The sequence below is a fragment of the Micromonospora sp. KC606 genome (assembly GCF_004348675.1).
GTDB lineage: Bacteria > Actinomycetota > Actinomycetes > Mycobacteriales > Micromonosporaceae > Micromonospora.
In genome coordinates this window covers 20142-39513 of record NZ_SMKN01000034.1, presented here as the reverse complement: position 1 = coordinate 39513, position 19372 = coordinate 20142, and the positions used below count along the sequence as shown (strand labels likewise).

Annotated in this window: 15 protein-coding genes; 5 read left to right on the top strand and 10 right to left on the bottom strand. The window is 72.6% G+C overall.

Annotated features, from left to right (window positions below; all coding sequences use genetic code 11):
* The coding region (locus tag E1193_RS31810) for a hypothetical protein (RefSeq protein WP_165945704.1) at positions 1–613 on the top strand (613 nt) is incomplete at its 5' end.
* A gap of 443 nt (positions 614–1056) precedes the next feature.
* On the opposite strand, the gene E1193_RS10745 is transcribed toward E1193_RS31810, so the two are convergent.
* The 4 genes from E1193_RS10745 to E1193_RS10730 form a co-directional block, all read right to left on the bottom strand.
* Positions 1057–2550 (bottom strand): GDSL-type esterase/lipase family protein, encoded by a 1494-nt coding sequence (locus tag E1193_RS10745; RefSeq protein WP_207922654.1) that lies wholly within the window; start codon positions 2548–2550, stop codon positions 1057–1059.
* A gap of 382 nt (positions 2551–2932) precedes the next feature.
* Complete coding sequence (locus tag E1193_RS10740; protein WP_132182706.1) at positions 2933–4087, bottom strand: HAMP domain-containing sensor histidine kinase; 1155 nt, start codon at positions 4085–4087, stop codon at positions 2933–2935.
* Between the two features lie 55 nt (positions 4088–4142).
* Positions 4143–4811: a response regulator transcription factor gene (locus E1193_RS10735; protein WP_132182704.1), complete on the bottom strand. Its 669-nt coding sequence runs from the start codon at positions 4809–4811 to the stop codon at positions 4143–4145.
* Positions 4812–4895: 84 nt separating this feature from the next.
* Positions 4896–5387: a hypothetical protein gene (locus tag E1193_RS10730; protein ID WP_132182702.1), complete on the bottom strand. Its 492-nt coding sequence runs from the start codon at positions 5385–5387 to the stop codon at positions 4896–4898.
* 196 nt (positions 5388–5583) lie between these two features.
* Here E1193_RS10730 and E1193_RS10725 point away from each other — a divergent pair, with 196 nt between their 5' ends.
* The gene (locus E1193_RS10725) at positions 5584–7443 is read left to right on the top strand and encodes a hypothetical protein (protein WP_243707484.1); all 1860 of its coding nucleotides are present in this window, start codon (positions 5584–5586) and stop codon (positions 7441–7443) included.
* Between the two features lie 140 nt (positions 7444–7583).
* Here E1193_RS10725 and E1193_RS10720 read toward each other — a convergent pair whose 3' ends face one another.
* On the bottom strand, positions 7584–9404 hold the full coding sequence (locus tag E1193_RS10720) for a hypothetical protein (RefSeq protein WP_347877021.1): 1821 nt from the start codon (positions 9402–9404) through the stop codon (positions 7584–7586).
* A 498-nt stretch (positions 9405–9902) separates the two neighbouring features.
* Here E1193_RS10720 and E1193_RS10715 point away from each other — a divergent pair, with 498 nt between their 5' ends.
* Positions 9903–11099 (top strand): hypothetical protein, encoded by a 1197-nt coding sequence (locus tag E1193_RS10715; protein WP_132182698.1) that lies wholly within the window; start codon positions 9903–9905, stop codon positions 11097–11099.
* A 236-nt stretch (positions 11100–11335) separates the two neighbouring features.
* Here E1193_RS10715 and dxs read toward each other — a convergent pair whose 3' ends face one another.
* The 3 genes from dxs to E1193_RS10700 all read right to left on the bottom strand — a co-directional run bounded on the left by dxs (position 11336) and on the right by E1193_RS10700 (position 16742).
* On the bottom strand, positions 11336–13285 hold the full coding sequence (gene dxs / locus E1193_RS10710; RefSeq protein ID WP_132182696.1) for a 1-deoxy-D-xylulose-5-phosphate synthase: 1950 nt from the start codon (positions 13283–13285) through the stop codon (positions 11336–11338).
* Positions 13286–13392: 107 nt separating this feature from the next.
* Positions 13393–14610, bottom strand: coding sequence for a TRAM domain-containing protein (locus E1193_RS10705; RefSeq protein ID WP_132182716.1), 1218 nt, complete (start codon positions 14608–14610; stop codon positions 13393–13395).
* Between the two features lie 59 nt (positions 14611–14669).
* Positions 14670–16742, bottom strand: a complete 2073-nt coding sequence (locus tag E1193_RS10700; RefSeq protein WP_132182694.1) for an APC family permease — start codon at positions 16740–16742, stop codon at positions 14670–14672.
* A gap of 163 nt (positions 16743–16905) precedes the next feature.
* Between E1193_RS10700 and E1193_RS10695 the strand changes: the two genes are divergently transcribed.
* Positions 16906–17571, top strand: coding sequence for a TrkA family potassium uptake protein (locus E1193_RS10695; RefSeq protein WP_132182692.1), 666 nt, complete (start codon positions 16906–16908; stop codon positions 17569–17571).
* 3 nt (positions 17572–17574) lie between these two features.
* Positions 17575–18264: a TrkA family potassium uptake protein gene (locus E1193_RS10690; protein ID WP_132182690.1), complete on the top strand. Its 690-nt coding sequence runs from the start codon at positions 17575–17577 to the stop codon at positions 18262–18264.
* Between the two features lie 32 nt (positions 18265–18296).
* On the opposite strand, the gene E1193_RS10685 is transcribed toward E1193_RS10690, so the two are convergent.
* Positions 18297–18980 carry a DUF3159 domain-containing protein gene (locus E1193_RS10685; protein WP_132182688.1) on the bottom strand — a complete coding sequence of 228 codons (684 nt, stop codon included), beginning with the start codon at positions 18978–18980 and terminating at the stop codon, positions 18297–18299.
* Complete coding sequence (locus E1193_RS10680; protein WP_132182686.1) at positions 18977–19357, bottom strand: OB-fold nucleic acid binding domain-containing protein; 381 nt, start codon at positions 19355–19357, stop codon at positions 18977–18979. Before E1193_RS10680 ends, E1193_RS10685 begins: the two co-directional genes overlap by 4 nt.
* Positions 19358–19372: the final 15 nt, after the last annotated feature.

The following is a 19372-nucleotide window of genomic DNA, read 5'->3' as shown; positions in this document are numbered from 1 at the left end:
GCCGTACCCGGTCGGCCCGCCGGTTGCCAAGAAGTCCAACGTCGGCAAGATCGTGCTGATCTCGCTCGCCGCGGTGCTGGTGCTCTGCCTGGGCGGCGTCGCGGTCACGATCTTCGCTCTCAAGGACGAGGCCAAGGAGGCCGTCGAGGCCGTCAACACCCGGGTCGTCGCGCCGGACACCCTCGCCGGCCGGGCCAAGGCCACCGACCCCAGCCTGCTCGCTGGCGCCAAGGAGCTCGAGGCCGAGCTGAACAAGTCCCTGCCGGACGCCACCAGCACCGCCGGCGCGTTCTACGGCACCGTGGAGCAGAAGGACCTGGTGATGGTGGCTGCGGCCTCCGGCCTCAACACCGACCCGGCCAAGACCCTCGAGGACACCCTCACCGGCGCCGGCCAGACCGACGTGCGGTTCAAGGAGATGAAGAGCGTCGACGCCGGCCCGCTCGGCGGGCTCGCCAAGTGCGGTGACGCGGAGGCATCGAGCGTGCCGCTCGGCGTCTGCGTGTGGAGCGACAAGGGCAGCATCGGCATGATCATCATCTACTTCAAGAGCGGCCAGGAGGCCGCCGCCGAGTTGCCGACCATGCGCGGACAGATCCAGCAGAAGAACTGACCTCGGCCGTGCCCGGGCCCCGTCCACACCCGTGGGCGGGGGCCCGCTGATGCGGCGCGGGCGCGGCAGTCCTCGTCTCGGAGCCGGTGCCGCGCCTGCTCGACCAGGTCTCGGTACTCCGGCTGAAGGGGCCCGACAAGCACCCGTTCGAGGACCGGCGAGATTCCACAGCGCTCGTCGCTCGGCCTGGTTCGCCCCTGGTGCCCGCTCATGACCGCTGCCGTCCGCCGCAACTCGCCCATGGATGGCCCGCAACGCCCTGCTGCTCAGGCTCGACACGTCGACGGCGGCAGACTCGACTGCTGGGTTTGTGCCGCTGTTGTCCGCCCATTGCTCGCGAGTTCGCCGACGTACGGGACGCAGGCACCGGTCGTGCTCCTGCGTCCCGTACGCGGCGGCCCGGCGAGTTGGCCACGGAGGTGTCAGGCTGGCCGTCCGGGGTGTCAGCGCAGGTAGCTGACCAGGGGGAGGTTGTGCTCGCGGATGCCCTCAACGACCAGGTCGGCCATCCTGCCGGCACCGTACTCCGAGAAGTGGGTGTTGTCGGTGACCCCGTCGGCCGACTGGCGCAGGTAGATCTGGGCCGAGTTGGTCGGGCCCATCGACTCGACCAGCGCCTCACTCTTGGCGGTCAGGTCGATCACCGGCACGCCCAACGAGGAGCCCAACCTGCGCATCTCGGCCGGCAGGTTCACGCCGACGCCGTTGACGTGCAACGCGGTGGCGTCGAGCTGGTTTCCGTTGAACCGCCGCCGCACCGGCGGGGTGACCAGGACCGGGACGCCGCCCCTGTCCCGCACCTGGTTGACCATCGTGGTGAGGTTGCCGCGGAACGCCGACGCCGACGTGGACTTGTCGTTGTGCCCGAACTGGATCAGCACCAGGTCGTTCCGCTTGATCAACGGCCGCATCGTGGGGAACAGCGCCGAGTTGCTCAGGAAACTGCCGGAGCTCTCGCCCGAATCGGCATAGTTGGCGATCACCGCACCAGCCGACACGTGCCTGGTGAGGAGCTGCCCCCAACCGGTGTACGGGGCGGTGAACTGGTCACACACCGTCGAGTCGCCCGCCAGGTACACCGCGAGCGGGTTGCTCGCCGCCTGCACGGTCAGACCGGAGAGCTTCGGCGCGGAGCCGGCGAACGTGATGGTCAACCCCGGCGTGCCCGTGCCACCCTGCCCGGTCGGTTGTCCCTCCGGTTGCCGTACGTTGATCGTGAAGACGTGCTGCGTGATCGTGCCGGCCGTGGTGCTGACCGCAGACAGGATCCGTCGGCGGGCCTCCACGGACATCGATGTGTTGCCGGCGGAGGCGCGGTCGCCGATCCACGCCGTGACCGTGTAGTTGCCCGGGGAGACCGGGAAGTGACACGTGATCGGCGAACTCCCGGTGCACTGGGCCGGCCGGCCGGGCGGCGGGGAGGCCGTCGCCGAGGGCGAGGGTGAGGGCGAGGCGCCGACCTCGAAGTCCAGGTAGTCCACGTTGGCCAATCCGCTGCTGGTCGTCGGACTCAACCGGATCGTGTTGTCACCCGCGTTCACCGGCACTGTCAACGACTGGGTCGCCCACCTGTTCCAGCCGCCGGTGGGATCGAACGCGCTACCCGACCGGGCGACTACGCCGTTGACCAGCACGTCGGCCGGCCGGTTGGTGGTCGCACCATTGGCGTACCGGATTCCGATGGTCGCCGTGCCGGACATGGAGGCGGTCACCGTGAACTGCGCCGCCGCGCCTACCGCGCTGTTGCCGTTGCAGAAGCCGCTACCGGAGTACCCGGCATGGTTCGAATCGATCGAACCGTCGCACGTGGCCGGGGCGCTTTCGGCCTCGTAGCGGGTCGCTGCGGCGGAGGCCACGCTGACCGTGGCGACCGTGGCGCCGACCGCCACCGCCACGCAGGCGGACAGCAGCCCGATGCGCCGTCTGTGTGAAACCATGATGATCTCCTACATGTTGGGCGGGAGTCGTGGTAGGACCTTCTGGCCACGTGTCGGTCGCATGTGAATCGTTTCAGTGCGTGCGTGTCGAGCCATCTTTGCGCCGAGCCGAAGGTCGCGTGGCCCGTGAGCGCTCACAGAGGAACCGTTCAGTGGGGATGAATGTCGGCCGCGCCGGCTCGGCCACCTGCGTAGGTTGAGGTCATGGTCATCTGTGAGCGCTCCCATAAGCGGCACACACCAAGAGTCTCGCGACCGGAAAGCCGACTGTCAATCGACAGACTTCAACTTCTCCGCACCTGCACCACTGCGGCGCACGTCCCTGTACAGCCAAACCACCAGTGACGCGAGTTTCGGTCGAGCGCTGGCGCGGTCCTGGTTCTCACGTCGCGGCCACCGCGTCCGCCGCCGGCAGGGTGACCGTCACCTCCAGCCCGCCGCCGCGCTGGGCGACGACCCGGACGGTGCCGCCGTGCGCGTCGCAGACCGCCCGGACGATGGACAACCCCAGCCCGGAGCCGCGGGCCCCGGTCCGCTCCCGACCGCCACGCCGGAACGGCTCGAACAGTCCCGGCACGTCGGCCTGGTCCACCTCGAACCCGGTGTTGCCCACCACCAACCAGGAGCTGCGCCCGTCGCTGCCGGTACGCACCCACAGCCGGCCGTGCAGGTGGTTGTAGCGGACCGCGTTCTCGATCAGGTTGCCGGCCAGCCGGTCCAGCAGCCCCGGGTCCCCGGTCACCGGAGCCGACCTGAGCGAGGTCTGCACCCGCAGCCCGATCCGCTCCACCTCGCGGGCCATCGCCGACAACGCGTTGGCCGTACCGGAGGCGAGGTCGCACTCGGTGCGGCGGGCGAGCCCCTGCCCGGCCTGGGCCTCGCTGCGGGCCAGCACCAGCAGCGCGTCGACCAGGCTGTTGGCCCGCTCGGAGGCGTCCCGGACCACGGTCGCCATCCGACGGTACTCGGCGGCGTCCGCCTCGTCGTCGCTGAGCGTCACGTCGATCTCGGTCCGCATCACCGCCAACGGGGTACGCAGCTCGTGCGAGGCGTTCGCGACGAACCGCTTCTGCGCCTCGAAGGCGGCGGCGATCCGGTCCAGCATCGCGTCGAACGTGCGGGCCAGCTCGGCGACCTCGTCGTCCGCCCCGGACCAGCGGATCCGCTGGTCGAGGGTGGCCTCGCCGAGCCGGCGCGCGGTGGCGGTGACCTGGTGCAGCGGGCGCAGCGCCCGGCCGGCCACCAGGTACGCCCCGGCGACCCCGACCACGCTGATCGCCAGCAACGCGAGCAGTCCCTTGACTAGCAGCTCCCGCGACGCGGCGTCGACCAGTTGACGCTGCCAGACCGCCGCGTCGAGGGACCGCCCGTCGGCCAGCCCCACGGTGGTGCCGGGGCGCAGCTCGTCGGTGGGGCGCAGCGCGTCGTGGACCAGCAGCCAGGCCAGCACCAGCAGGATCGCCCCGGCGCCGACCAGCAGCACCCCGTTGAGCAGGGTCAACCGCAGGCGCAGGGTCGGGCGCAGCTGGCGGGTCACCGCGGCGCCCCGCTGCGCGACGCCGGGGCTGGCCGCCCCGGTTCGCTCCGGGCGCTCACCTGACCTCCCCGGCGGTGCGGTAGCCGGCGCCGACCACCGTCTCGATCAACGGCGGGTCGCCGAGCTTCTTGCGCAGGGTCATCACGGTCACCCGGACGATCGTGGTGAACGGGTCGGTGTTGGCGTCCCAGACCCGCTCCAGCAGTTCCTCGCTGGAGACCACCGCGCCGCGCGCCTTGACCAGCTCGGCCAGCACACCGAACTCCTTGTTGGTCAGGTCGACCGGCACGCCGCCCCGGGTGACCACTCGCCGGGCCGGGTCGATCACCACGTCGGCGACCGCCAGCACCGGGGGCAGGGCGGGGGTGGCCCGCCGCCCGAGCGCCTGCACCCGGGCCACCAGCTCGTCGAAGGCGAACGGTTTGGGCAGGTAGTCGTCGGCGCCCAGCCCCAGCCCCTCGACCCGGTCGGCGACGCTGTCGCTGGCGGTCAGCATCAGCACCCGGGTCAGCGTCCCGGAGGCGGCCAGCTCGGCGCAGATCTGGTCGCCGTGCATCCCGGGCAGGTCCCGGTCCAGCACCACCACGTCGTAGCGGGTGACGAAGGCCGCCTCGTGACCGGCGTCGCCGTCGTACGCCACATCGACCGCCATCCCGCGTTTGCGCAGCCCGCGCGCGATCGCGTCGGCGAGGTTCCGCTCGTCCTCGACCACCAGCACCCGCATCCCGACCTCCTCGCCGACCTGCCCGACAACCTAGTGCCGCGCGCCAAACGCCGGTCACGCCCCACCCGCCGGGCCGGCCGGCGGTCAGGACGGCAGCCGCCACACCCCGAACTGGCCGGTGGGCCGCCAGCAGACCAGGGTCCGCCCGGCCTGGTGGGAGCAGTCCCGCCAGCCACCGGCAAACACGTCGCGGATCCGCACCTCGCCGGTCGCCGGGTCCAACTCGCCGAGGAGCTGCCGGCCACCGGCCAGCTCCCGGCTCACCAGCAGCGGACGCCCGGCACCCGGCCCGTCGGGCACGTCGTCGGTGATCAGCCGCCACGGGCCCAGTTCGGCCACGACCCGCCCGTCGGCCCGATCCAGCAGGGCGTACGTCTCCCGTTCGCGGTGCCCGCGGACCGCCAGCCACCGCCGCCCCACCGTCACCACCGGTGACCACTCTCCGGCGAGCCGCTGCTGCCGTCCGGTGGCCGGGTCGACGACCAGGGTGCCGTCGGCCCGGACGAGGCAGACGACGTCCGCGCACCGACCGGCATCGGTGACGCCGTCCGGGTCGAACGGCAACCGCCAGCGCACCGACCGCGACCACGGCGGCGGGGCGGGCGCGACGCGGCCGGCGGGACGTCGCGGCCGTGGCCGACCTCGCCCAGGTCGATGAGGGTCACGCCCGTCCTCCTGCTGTCGACCTCCGTGCCCGGCCACGGGCCGGAATGAGGACCAGTCGCCGCCTGTACGATGGCCCGTCGTGGCTGTGCCGGTGGTAGATCCCTCGCTGAACCCGACGTCCGCACCGCAGGCGGTGGCGTCCGCGACCGACCCGGCGCGACGGCCCCGGTGGCGGCCGCGACGCGCCGACGTCCTGGCCATCGGAGCCTATGTGCTGCTGGGCGTTTTCGTGTGCCTGAACTACTGGGTGGACGTGCAGCACCGGGTCTCCTCGCACCTGCCGACCGACCACAGTTGGTTCGAGTGGCTCTTCTCGCACGGCGCGTACTCGGTGCGGCACCTGGAGAACCCGCTGTTCACCGCGCGGCAGAACGCCCCGGACGGGGTGAACATGATGGCCAACACCTCGCTGCTGGGCATGACCATCCCGCTGGCGCCGGTCACCCTCCTGTTCGGACCGCAGGTGACCTACGCGCTCTACCTGGGCGGGGCGTTGGCCGCGACCGCGGCCACCTCGTACTGGGTGCTCTCCCGGCACCTGGTGCGATCCCGGGCCGGCGCGTTCGTCGGGGGGGCCTTCCTCGGCTTCGCCCCGGGCATCGTGCACCACGCCAACGGGCAGCCGAACTTCGTCTCCAACTTCCTGCTGCCGCTGATCGTGGCCCGGGTGCTGCGCCTCGGGCAGGACGGCCGGTGGCGGCGCGACGGGATCGTGTTGGGCCTGCTGGTGGCGTACCAGATCTTCATCAACGAGGAGATGCTGCTGCTCGCCGCGCTGGCCTGCCTGGTGATCGTGGTGGCGTACGCGGTGCAGCGACCGCGCGCCACGCGGAAGCGGGCCGGTGGCTTCCTGGCCGCGCTCGGCCTGGGCGGCGGGCTGGCCCTGCTGCTGACCGCGTACCCCATCTGGTTCCAGTTCAACGGCCCGCAGTCCTACCGGGGCCTGCAGGGCGGTGTGTTCCACAACTGGGGCGAGGACCTGGTGGCCTTCGTCACCTTCGCCCGGGACACCGTGGCCGGCGACGAGGCGGTGGAGAAGACCATCGGCCTGACCGAGCAGAACACCTGGTTCGGTTGGCCGCTGGTGCTGGTCGCGCTGGCCGCCCTGGCACTGCTCTGGCGGCGTTCGCTGGCCGCCCGGATCTGCGGCGTGTTGGTGGTGCTCTTCACCGTCGCCGCGATCGGCCCGAAGGTGCGCTTCGACGGGGTGGAGACCACCGTCGACGGCCCGTGGGCGTACATCCCGGACGACGTGCCGCTGGTCGAGATGATGATGCCGACCCGGCTCGCGCTGGTGACGACCGCGGCGGTCGGTGTGCTGCTGGCGCTGGCCTGGAACGCGGCAGCCGGGTACGGCGGCCGGACGACGCCGGCCCCCCGCCCGGCCGCCGACGACACCGACGCCGCCGGTGCCCCGCCCGCCGCCGGGTCGACGCGCCGCCGCTGGGTCCGGCCGGTCGGGTACGCGGCCGTCGCCCTCGCCGTGCTGCCGCTGTTCCCGCGCCCGCTGCCGGCGCAGCACGTGGACCCGCCGCCGCGCTTCATCACAGCCGGCGGTTGGCGGCCGTACGTGCCGGCGGGACGCACCCTGGTGCCGGTGCCCATCCCGAGCAACGTGCACGGCCTGTCCACGCTGCGCTGGAGTGCGCTGACCGGCCACGAGTTCCCCGTGCCGGGCGGCTACTTCATCGGGCCGAACGAGAAGGGCGAGGGGGTCTTCGGCGCGCCGAACCGGCCGACCAGCACGCTCATCTACACCACGATGGATGCCGGGCGGGTGCCCGGGCTGACCGCCGAGAACCGCCGCCAGGTGGTCGAGGACCTGAGGTTCTGGAAGGCGTCGGTTGTGGTGCTCGGCGACCACCCGCGCGAGGCGGTGCTGCGGGAGTTGATGACCGGTCTGCTGGGCCCGGCGCGGCGGGTCGACGACGTGTGGCTCTGGGACGTCCGCCCACTGGTCGGCTGACTGGCTTGAGGCCGAGGCCGGCCAGATGGCCGGGCCGGTCAGACGGCCGGGCCGGTCAGACGGCCGGGCCGGTCAGACGGCCGGGCCGGTCAGACGGCCGGGCCGGTCAGACGGCCGGGCCGGTCAGACGGCCGGGCCGGTCAGACGGCCGGGGTACGGGCCGACAGGGGGCGCACGTCCCACACCCAGACGTCCAGCTCCCGGCGGGCGGGGCCGACGAGCTGCTCGACGGTGCGCCGCAGCGGCTCGACGTGGTGCTGACCCACCGGCAGGACCAGCACGGCGGCGTTCCAGTGGCGCAGCTCGTCCAGGCTGCGCCGGCGCTGCCGGTCGTTGAGCTTGGGGGCACGGCCGGTGGTGGACACCTCGTTGAGCAGCTCGCCGATGCCGCTGGGCCGGCCGCCGAAGCGCCCCGGGTCGCCGGTGTTGCCGTTGCGGGGGGCGAGGAAATAGCCCCCGGGGATCTTGAAGTCGAGGTTGGTGGACGCGGCCCAGCGCATGCCGTGGGTGTTGCCCATGCTCGGCACGGGCACCGGCACCAGGGTCTGGTCGGCTGCGACGTACTCCCGCCAACGGCCGGAGGTGATGAAATCCGGTACCGGCGGACGGGAGGTCACCTTCAGCGGCATCGGCACGATCGGCAGCAACGCCAGGACCAGCGCGGCCACCGTGACGGTCCTCGCGTGCCGCCACTCGGGGCCGCGCAGCGTCCAGGCCCGCTGCACGGCCAGCGCCAGCAACATCCCGATCACCACGCTGGTGATCAGCGCGAACCGGGTCGGCACCACCGCGTCGAGCAGCGGCAACCGGACCAGCAGCTCCCACGGGCCGGTGACGAGTTCCCGGTCCCACCAGGACACCCGCTCGCCGAGGGAGAGCACGGCGAAGAAGAACCCGGTGACGGCGAGCGCCCGGACCAGCACCTCGCGGCGCAGCCAGACCACGATGCCCACGGCGATCAGCGACAGGCTCCAGCCGAAGAAGGCGTTCTCCTCGGAGTAGTTCGGGGCCAGGTTGACGTTGGCCCGCTCGTGGCCGCCGAAGGTCGGCGAGCCGGGCGCGAAGAAGGCGGCGATGTCGTTGCCGTAGTCGCGGACCGCGTCGCTGAGCCCGTGGTACGCCATCGGCCCGGCGAACTGGATGTAGAGCGGGTACGCCAGCAGGGAACCCGCCACCACGGTGCAGACCGGCAGCCCCTTGGCCAGCGGACGCCACGCCGTCGACCACAGCGCCGGGCGCTGCGCCACCATCGCGATGAGGAAGACGCCGCAGGCGAGCGCGGTGAAGAGCAGGATCTCCTCGTTGATGAACGCCTGCACGGTGACCAGCAGGGCGAGCAGGGCACCGTCGCGTACCGGGCGGGTCGAGCGGGTCAGCACCATCACCCGCCAGACGATGAACGGCAGCAGCCACTGGGAGATGATGTTCGGGTGCCAGTTGGCGTGTGACAGCATCGCCGGTGAGAAACCGCAGAACCAGCCGCCCACGGCGGCGGCCAGCCGGCGGCGGACGAGGTGCCGTGAGAAGACGTGGTACCAGGCCGACGCGGTGCCGGCGAGCGCGACGGTGACCAGCACCACGAACGACACGGCCGGTCCGAAGAGCAGGGTGATCGGCACCATCGGGATGCCCAGCGCCAGCACGGCCGTGTTGGCCATCAGATTGACGCCGTCGGGATAGTTGAACTGGTCGGTGAAGAACGGAAACTCGCCGTGCAGCACCACCCGCACCGAGTGGGCCATGAAGAACTGCACCTGCGCCGGGTCGCTGCTGTATAGGGCCGCGACCCGGCCGGCCGGGTCGACCCAGATCTGGCTGGTCACCCAGAGCGCGACGAGCAGGAAGGTGCCGTAGACGGCGAGGTCCTTGCGTCGGGCCGTCCAGCGCCAGCGCCGGGCCGGCTTGGCCGCGGTCGCGCCGTCGCCCGCCGCCGGGCCCGGCCGCTTCCCGGGTACGCCCACCGCCCGCGAGCCACGGGCAGGCGCATCGGTCTCCGGGGCGACGGTCCCCGGGGCGACGACGGTACCGACCGCCTGGGCGACCGGGGAACCGCCGACGGTGCGATCCTGGGTGGTCCCGCTACGCTCGTGGGTGGTCCCGCCGTCGGCGGGGGCGGTGTCGAGTTCGGGCGCCGCCGGTGGAGGCGCGGTCGCGGTGGCCGTGGCGCCACGGCCGAAGCCGGTGGAGCCGTCGGGGTCCGGTGCGGAGGCGGCACGGGGCTCGACAGACGTCACAGTCGGCGGAGTCTACCGGAGCCGATAAATCAGCCGAAATCCACGCTGGTGTCCCTTGTGGCCGTCCGGCACGCGCCCGGAGCAGCGCCGGGCGGGCGAGTTCCGCGCCGGGCCGGATCAGCCGATTCAGCCATCGCCGCGGCCGTTGCGTACCATGTGGCTTCCGACAACGACGGCGAGGCGATCGGGGGCGTACAGGTGGCTTTGCGGGCCGCGGGACCGAACGTGGTGTCAGTCCGCCGCCACCACATGTCGGTCTCCGCACTGCTGGCCCTGGTGCTGGCGCTGGCCGGGTGCGGTCCGGTCGCCGAGCGCCAGGCCCGCCAACTGTCGATCGGCTACGACAGTCTGGACGGCACACTGCCGGTCTGGCCGCCGCGCGGCTCACTCGCCCGTGACGCCGCCGCCACCGCCGCGGTGACCGAGGCGGTCCGCGCCTGGCGGTCCCCGATTGACGACCGGGCCCACCTGCCCTCGTCCGGCATCCTCTGGTCCGGCGAGGTCGGCGGGACACCGCTGGCGCTGGTCGCCGCCGATGTGCCCGGCGAGGCGGCGTCCTGGCTGCTCCAGCTCACCGGATCCGGCGGCCGGTACGCCGTCGACCGGGCCACCGAGTACACCGATCGCGGCTACCTCGCCTACGCCGACGTCCTGCCGGTGCGGTTGGCCGACGGCCGCCGTTACCTCGTCTCCAACCGGGTGCAGCGGCTGCTCGGCCCGGACGGCAGGGCCCTGCGGTTCACCGACGGCCTGACCGGTCGGGTCGCCGTGCCCGAGTGCGCGGCCGTGCCGGTGACCGCGACGTTGCGGCCCACCGAGTCGCTGCCGCGCGGCCGGTCCGCCGACCGGCTGCTCGACCTGGGTACCGCGACCACCGACCCGCGTCACCCGCTGGTCCGCGACGAGACCGGTTCGGGCCGGCGCGCACTGGACGGGTTGGACACCTGCGTCCTCGCCGGCGAGCGGGGCCCGTTCGGGAGCATTCCCCGCCGCATCGGCGACCGGGACGCCCCGGCGTCGGTGCCCGAGTCGTGGCCGATGGAGAAGCTGGCCGTCCGAGGCATCGGCGAGATGGCGCTCGGCGGCGGCGACGACCCGGGTGACCTTGAGCAGCTGACCTGGGAGACCGATGTCGGCACGATGACGGCGGTGATCTACCGCCCGGCGGGGAACGGCGCCCCGGTGGTCTCCCCCGCCGACCGGTCCCACCCGTTGCAGGCGTATCCGCTGCCGGTGCCGGGACAGCCGCTGGTGGTGCTCACCTGGCGGGGCAGCCGGGATTCCTCCCTGTCTGTGCCGCCCGGGACACCCCGCCTGGTGGATCGCCCCGGCCTGGTGGTCGTGCCGATGCCCACCGCGAAGCAGACGTTCAGCCTGGCCACCGCCGAGAAGACCCACTACCGCTCCGTCGACGGCCGCTGACCCCATCGCAGTCTCCCGTGCCTTACGGACTTGAGTACGGAAGTGGCTCAGACACCGCGAGCGATGATCGCCATCCTGGACGGCGGCGCACTCGTACGACTCATATCCGCACTCAAGTGCTGTAGTCACCGCGAGGCACTCCGACAGCGGCAGCCAACCTGGACGGCGGGGCCACCCGGGGCGCAGGGCGACGGGCGGCCCCCGGCGCACCGGGACCGCCCGTCGGGGCGTACGGGTCAGTGGCGGCTGGTGTCGCGGGCCGGGAGACGGACCGGCTCGACGGGCGCGGTGTCCAGGCCGGAGATCCAGCCGGTGACGTCCCGGGCCACGTCCTGTGCGGTGAGGCCCAGATCGGCCAGGATCTGCGCGCGGGTGCCGTGCGGGTGCCAGTCGGCGGGCACGCCGAGGTCCCGCAGCGGAACCCGGACGTCGGCGTCCCGCAGCGCCTGGGCCAGCGCGTCGCCGACGCCGCCGACCCGGACGCCGTCCTCGACGGTGACCACCAGCCGGTGCGCGGCGGCCAGCTCGACCAGCTCCGCCGGGACCGGCCGCACCCAGCGCGGGTCGACCACGGTGACCCCGTAGCCCTGCTCGGCGAGGCGGGCGGCGACCTCCATGCCCAGCTGCCCAAAGGAGCCGACCGCGACCAGCAGCACGTCGGTACGCGCCGACTCGGCCAGCACGTCGACCGCGCCGACCCGGCGCACGGCCGGCAGGTCGGCGGCGACGGTGCCGGTCGGGAAGCGGACGATGGTCGGGCCGTCGTCGACCGCGACCGCCTCGCGCAGTTCCTCCCGTAGGCTGGCGGCGTCCCGGGGTGCGGCGATCCGCAGGCCGGGCACCACCCCGAAGACCGACATGTCCCAGATGCCGTAGTGGCTCGGCCCGTCCGGGCCGGTGACGCCGGCCCGGTCCAGCACGAAGGTCACCGGCAGCCGGTGCATCGCCACGTCCAGCAGGACCTGGTCGAAGGCGCGGTTGAGGAAGGTCGCGTAGACCGCCACGACCGGGTGCAGGCCACCCATCGCCAGGCCGGCCGCCGAGGTGGCGGCGTGCTGTTCGGCGATGCCCACGTCGTACACCCGCTCGGGGTGCTTGCGGGCCAGGGTGGCGATGCCGGTGGGCTCGGCCATCGCGGCGGTGATGCCGACCACGTCGGGCCGCTCGTCGGCGATCCTGACCAGCTCGTCGGCGAAGACGTGGGTCCACTTCACCGACGGGGCGGCGAGCAGCTTGCCGGTCTCGACGTCGAAGGCGCCCGGGCCGTGCAGGCAGTCTGCCTCGTCCTCCTCGGCGGGACGGTAGCCGTAGCCCTTGCGGGTGACCGCGTGCACGATCACCGGGCCGCCGAAGTTCTTCGCGGCGCGCAGCGACGACTCCACGGCGGCGATGTCGTGCCCGTCGACCGGACCGACGTACTTGATGCCCAGGTCCTCGAACATCGCCTGCGGCGCGACCGCGTCCTTGATGCCCTTCTTGACCGCGTGCAGCACCTCGTACATCGGCTTGCCGACGAACGGGGTGTTGCCGAGGGCGTCCTTGACGGTGTCCAGGACCTTCTCGTAGCCCGGGTTGAGCCGCAGCGCGGAGAGGTGGTCGGCGAGGCCGCCGATGGTCGGCGAGTAGGACCGGCCGTTGTCGTTGACCACGATGACCAGCGGATTGCCGGCGGTGGCGATGTTGTTCAACGCCTCCCAGCACATGCCACCGGTCAACGCGCCGTCGCCGACCACGGCCACCACGGCGCGCTGCTCGCCGCGCAGGGCGTACGCCTTGGCCAGCCCGTCGGCGTACGACAGGGCGGTGGAGGCGTGCGAGTTCTCGATCAGGTCGTGCTCGCTCTCGGCCTGGCTCGGGTACCCGGAGAGGCCGCCGCGTTGGCGGAGCTTGTCGAAGCCCTCCTGCCGGCCGGTGAGGATCTTGTGCACGTACGCCTGGTGGCCGGTGTCGAACAGGAGCCGGTCCCGGGGAGAGTCGAAGACCCGGTGCATGGCCAGGGTCAGCTCCACCACACCCAGGTTGGGGCCGACGTGCCCACCGGTGCGGGACACCTTGGCGATCAGGAAGTCACGGATCTCGGCGGCGAGGATGTCCAGCTGCTCGGCGGTCATCCGCTTCACGTCCTGCGGCCCGCGCACCGCGCTCAGCAGCCGACCGTGGTTGGCCGTGCCCTCTTCAACACTCATGACCGAAGAGTCTATCGGCCACGCGACACTCCGCAGCCCGGCCGTGGATCAACACCGCCAGCCGCCGGGACCACCTCGGCCCAGCGGCGCCGCCCGTCCGCCTCGGGTCATTCGACGGGTGGCAGGAACAGCCCGACCAACTCGACGTGCTGGGTCATCGGGAACAGGTCGTACCCGCGCAGCGCGGCGAGCCGCCAGTCACCCCCGGTGAAGGTGCGCACGTCCCGGGCGAAGGCGGCCGGGTCGCAGGCCACGTACGCGACCGCCCGGGGCCCGGCGGCCAGCACGGCGCGCACCACCGCCGCGCCCGCGCCGGAACGCGGCGGATCGAGCACCACCACGTCGACCGGGCCGGTGATCCGGCGACGGGCCAGCGCGGTCTCCACCCGGGCCGCCACCACCTCCACCCGTGGCAGGTCACGCAGGTTCTCCCGGGCCGCGGCGACCCCGTCCCCGGCAGCCTCGACCAGGGTGACCCGGCCGGTGTCGCCGACCCGGTCGGCCAGGGCCGCCGCGAACAGCCCGGCGCCGCCGTAGAGGTCCCATGCGCTCTCCCCGGGCTGCGGGTCGACCAGCTCCAGCACCGCGCCGGCCAGGGTGTCGGTCGCCGCCGGATGGACCTGCCAGAACGCCGTCGCGGGCAGCGCCCACTGCCGGCCGACGGCGCGCTCGCGGACCCGGCGGGGCCCGCTCGCCGGCGTGGCGACCCCCTCGGTGACCGTGGCGACGCTGACGTCGCCACCGGTGGAGGCGACCGTCTCGACCGCCTCGGCGTCCGGCCAACGCGCGCCGGACGGGGTGAGCACCGGCAGCTCCTGGATCGCCGGGTGGGCGATCAGGCAGCGGTCGATCGGCACCACCTCGTGCGAGCGGTGCTTGAGCAGCCCGGCCCGACCGGCGGCGTCGACCGCGTACCGGACCCGGGAGCGCCAGCCGAGCGGCCCGCCGGGCAGCGCCGCGACGGTGACACCGAGTGCGTCTACCTGCCCGGCGGTGAGCCCGCCGAGGCGGGTGAGCTGCTCGCGGACCACCTCGGTCTTCCAGCGCAGCTGGGCGGCGGGGGTGACGTGTTGCAGGTCGCAGCCGCCACAGCGGCCCGGCTTCGCGTACGGACAGGGTGGCTCGATCCTGTCCGGGGAGGCGTGCAGGATCTCGACGGCCTCGGCACGGGCGAAGCCCTTGTGCAGTTCGGTCACCTCGGCGACCACCCGCTCGCCGGGCAGCGCGTGCCGGACGAAGACCACCTGCCCGTCGACCCGGGCCACGCAGTGCCCGCCGGGGGCGACCGCGTCGACGGTCAACTCGACCCGCTCGGCCTCCTCCAGCCCCCGCCGCCCGTCGTCGGCCGGCTCCGGCCCCGCGGCCCGTTGCGGGTGTCGGGCGGTCACCGGCGGTCCCCGCCGCCCGGACCGGCCTCGCCGGGCGGGGCGGAGGCCGCCGGGGGAACGCTCGGCGGCAGGGTGCTGCGGGGCGCCACCCGGGGCCCCCGGGCCGGGGTCCGGGTCAGGTTCTCGTCGAGGCGGTCCAGGTTCTTGTTGGCGGTGGAGGCGAGCTGCCACGGCACGCTGGTCACCATCACGCCCGGCTCGAAGAGCAGCCGCCCCTTGAGCCGCAGCGCGCTCTGGTTGTGCAGCAGGTTCTCCCACCAGCGGCCCACGACGTACTCGGGAATGAAGACGGTGACCACGTCGCGGGGCGACTCCCGGCGGGTGTTGGCGACGAAGTTCAGGATCGGGCGGGTGATCTCCCGGTACGGGGAGTCGACCACGGTGAGCGGAACGGGCAGTTCCCGCCGTTCCCACTCCTGCTGGAGCTGGCGGGTATCCTTCTCGTCCACGTTGACGGTGACCGCGGTGAGGGTGTCCGGCCGGGTGGCCCGCGCGTAGGCGATGGCCCGCAGGGTCGGCTGGTGCAGCTTGCTGACCAGCACGATGGCGTGGTTGCGGGCGGGCAGCACGCCCCGGATCTCGGTCGGTTCCAGTTCCTCGGCGACCCGGTCGTAGTGGCGACGGATGGCGAGCATCAGCACGTAGATCAGCGCCATCGCGGCGATGGCGATCCACGCGCCCAGCAGGAACTTGGTGGCCAGCACGATGACCAGCACGATCCCGGTCATCGCCATGCCGAACGTGTTGATCGCCCGGGAGCGGATCATTCGCCGGCGTGCCTCGGGATCCCGCTCGCGGCTCAGGTGCCGGTTCCAGTGCCGGATCATGCCGGCCTGGGAGAGCGTGAAGGAGACGAACACCCCGACGATGTAGAGCTGGATGAGCTTGGTCACCTCGGCCTGGAAGCCGACGATGAGCACGACCGCGAAGACGGCGAGGAAGAGGATGCCGTTGGAGAAGGCCAGTCGGTCGCCCCGGGTGTGCAGCTGGCGGGGCAGGTACCGGTCCTGCGCCAGGATCGAGCCGAGCACCGGGAATCCGTTGAAGGCCGTGTTCGCGGCCAGAAAGAGGATCAGGGCGGTCATCGCGGCGACCACGAAGAGCAGCACCGAGCCGGCGCCGAAGACGGTCTCGCCGAGCTGGGCGGTGACGGTTTTCTGCACGTACCCCTCGGGGCCGGAGACGATCTGCAGCTCCGGGTCCTCGACGAACTGCAGGCCGGTCAGCCGGGACAGCCAGATGATGCCGACCAGCATGGTCACCGAGATGGTGCCGAGCAGCAGCAGGGTGGTCGCCGCGTTGCGGCTCTTCGGGGCCTTGAAGGCCGGCACGCCGTTGGAGATGGCCTCCACGCCGGTCAGCGCGGCACAGCCGGAGGAGAAGGTGCGCAGCAGCAGGAAGACCAGGGCGAAACCGGTCACGCTGTGCTCGGCCTGGATCTCCAGCCCGGCGCTGGGGGCCCGCAGGTCCTCGCCGAGCACCAGAACCCGGACCAGCCCGGTCGCGACCATGCCGACGATCACGATGATGAAGCCGTACGTCGGGATGGCGAAGGCCCGGCCCGACTCACGCAGGCCGCGCAGGTTCATGGCGGTCAGCAGCACCACCGCGATGACCGCGATCAGCACCTTGTGGGTGGCGACGAAGGGCACCACCGAGCCGAGGTTGGCCACCCCGGAGGAGACCGAGACCGCGACCGTGAGCACGTAGTCGACCAGCAGTGCGCTGGCCACCGCCAGACCCGCCCGGGGACCGAGGTTGACCGTCGCCACCTCGTAGTCACCGCCGCCCGAGGGGTACGCGTGCACGTTCTGCCGGTAGCTGGCCACCACGGTCAGCATCACCACGACGACCGCGAGCGCGATCCACGGTGAGAAGAGGTACGCCGACGCGCCCGCGATCGAGAGCGTCAGCAGGATCTCGTCCGGGGCGTACGCGACGCTGGAGAGCGCGTCGGAGGCGAAGACCGGCAACGCGATGCGCTTCGGTAGGAGGGTGTGCTGGAGCCGGTCGGACCGGAACGGTCGACCGACGAGGAGCCGCTTCAGCAGCGAGGTGGGACTGGCCACAAGCGCTAAGGGTACGACCACCCCCTGCTGGCCGTCGGGGGTGCCTGACCACGCCGGTCGGGCCGGCGCGGTACGGTTCGGTCCCCCGCCGTCGCGCCGGACGTGGCAGGCTCGATTGTCGGCGCCGCCGCCGTCGACGGGGACGCACTTCGGGAGGGACACCGTGCATGTCGTGATCATGGGCTGCGGCCGGGTCGGGTCGACCCTCGCCCACAGTCTGGAGTCCCGGGGCCACTCGGTGGCGGTGATCGACCATGACGCCGACGCCTTCCGCCGGCTCGGCCCCGACTTCGCCGGCATCACCGTGACCGGGGAGGGTTTCGACGGCGAGGTGCTGCGCCAGGCCGGCATCGAACGGGCCGACGCCTTCGCCGCGGTCTCCAGCGGCGACAACTCCAACATCATCTCCGCCCGGCTGGCCCGTGAGACGTTCGGCGTCTCCCGGGTCGCGGCGCGCATCTACGATCAGCGCCGGGCCCAGGTGTACGAACGACTGGGCATCCCCACCGTGGCGACCGTCCGCTGGACGGCCGACCGGATCCTGCGGCAGCTGGTGCCGGAGGGCCACGTGGAGATCTTCCGCGACCCGACCAGCACCGTCTCGATCATGGAGATTCCGGTACACAGGGACTGGGTGGGCCGGCCGCTGCGCCAGTTGGAGGAGGCGGCCGGGGTTCGGGTGGCGTACCTCACCCGGTTCGGCATCGGCACGCTGCCCACCGCGTCCACCGTCGTACAGGAGGGTGATCAGCTCTACGTGCTGGTCACCGACGACATCGCCGCGTCGGTCACCGCGGTGGCCGCGGCGCCGCCCGAAGGAGGGCACTGAGCCATGCGGATCGCCATCGCCGGCGCCGGGAACGTGGGCCGCTCGATCGCGCAGGAGCTGATCGACAACGGCCACCAGGTGATGCTGATCGAGCGCCAGCCCCGGATGCTCCGCCCGGACCGGGTGCCGGCCGCCGACTGGGTGCTGGCCGACGCCTGCGAGCTGGCCAGCCTGGAGGAGGCCAACATCGCCGGTTGCGACGTGGTGGTCGCGGCGACCGGCGACGACAAGGTCAACCTGGTGGTCTCGCTGCTGGCCAAGACCGAGTTCGCGGTGCCCCGCGTGGTCGCCCGGGTGAACCGGGCCGAGAACGAGTGGCTCTTCACCGAACAGTGGGGCGTCGACGTGGCGGTCAGCAAGCCACGGGTGATGGCCGCACTGGTCGAGGAGGCGGTCACCGTCGGTGACCTGGTTCGGCTGATGACCTTCCGGCAGGGCGAGGCGAACCTGGTCGAGATCACCCTGCCGCCGACCGCGCCGTACGTCGGCCAGCCGATCCACGCGGTACCGCTCCCCCGGGACGCCGCCCTGGTGGCGATCGTCCGCGGCAAGCGGGTGCTGGTGCCGAGCCCCGACGACCCGATCGAGGCCGGCGACGAGCTGGTCTTCGTGTGCACCGCCGACGTCGAGGACGAGGTCCGCGCCGTCATCCTCGGGCCGGACAGCGTCGAGCGGACCCGCGGCGGGCGCTGAGCCGCGGCGGGCGCTGAGCCGCGGCGGGCCGGTCAGGTGCCGGACAGCGGCTGCGGCACGGTCTGCCGGGTCTCCCGGCGGACCACCCAGACCGTGATCAGCAGCAGCAGCGCGTACGGCGGGTAGCCCAGCGCCAGCCGGGCCACCCCCAGCGCGGTGTCCTGGTGGGCCAGGTAGAGCCCGGCCTGCACGCCCACCTTCGCCAGCCACACCACGCCCCAGAGCACGGTGAGCCGGGTGAAGGTTCGCACCAGGCGCGGGTCGTCGCGCCATTCGGAGCGCCCCTTGGCGACCAGCACCGACCAGATCCACCCGACGATCGGCTGCCGGATCGCCGCCGAGACCAGCAGGGCCACCCCGTAGGCGATGCCGTAGAGGATGCCGGGAAGGTAGAAGTCCCGCTCGTCGCCGGTCCGCCAGGCGATGGCGGCGCCGACGCCGATGCCGAACAGCCCGTTGAGCGCGTGCCGGACCGGACGCCGCTGAGCCAGCCGGACCACGGCGATCAGCAGCGCGACACCCACCGAGGCGATCACCGCGGGGCGCAGCTCGCCGACGATGTTGGCCACCACGAAGACGACCACGGGGACACTGGACTCGACCAACCCCCGCCAGCCACCGAGTTGGTCGGCCATCTGTTCGGCGATGCTGGGCATCTTCTCGTCGTCCACGGCGGCGGTACGCGGCTCGGCGGCCGGGGGTTGTCCGGTCGTCACTTCGGCGACTCCAGCTCGTAGTGCGGGTTGTAGATGACCTTGCGGTCGTCGCGGACGGCCACCCGGCCCCGGGCGGTCAGGTGCCGGCCCGGCTCGATGCCGGCGATGTGTCGCCGGCCCAGCCAGACCAGCGTCACCACGTCGCTGCCGTCGTAGAGATCCGCCTCCAGGGTCGGCAGGTTCGTCCGGGGGGTGTAGACCACGGTACGCAGCCGCCCGGTGACCGACACCACCTCGCCCCGGCAGCACTGCCGCGCCGGCGTGCCGCCGGACTCGGCGCTCTCGCGCTGGAGTTCCTGCGCCTCGATCTCGGCCTCGCTCGCGGTGAACCGTCGCAGGATCCGCCGAAGCGACCCTCGGCTCTCGTCGGTCGACATGACCTCCGCGCCACC